Consider the following 272-nt stretch of genomic DNA (forward strand, 5'->3'; position numbering starts at 1 on the left):
CCATTTATATTTTTGGGTAATAGTAAGGAATGACACCGTCTTGGATGGAAACCAGTGTCAGCTACTTTCATGACACCATCACAAGGTGAAACTGGATCCCAGTGGGCTTTGTTGCATCGCTCAAGCGAAAAGAACTGGCAGTTACTGACAAAATTCATTATAAATAGCCATTTAACTGTTGAAGAAAAAATATGCCACAAAAAATGAGAGTCAGTAACTGCCATGAATATAACAAATTTCTCCAAGAAAGAGGAAGCATTTTTTGTTATATC

Annotated in this window: 1 protein-coding gene; it reads right to left on the reverse strand. The window is 36.8% G+C overall.

Going from position 1 to position 272, the window contains the following annotated elements; all coding sequences use genetic code 11:
* Positions 1-272 (reverse strand): hypothetical protein (locus WG67_RS07015; RefSeq protein ID WP_218916202.1); only part of this gene is annotated, 272 nt, incomplete at both ends.

This window comes from Wolbachia endosymbiont of Drosophila incompta (assembly GCF_001758565.1).
In the GTDB taxonomy this organism is placed as follows: domain Bacteria; phylum Pseudomonadota; class Alphaproteobacteria; order Rickettsiales; family Anaplasmataceae; genus Wolbachia; species Wolbachia pipientis.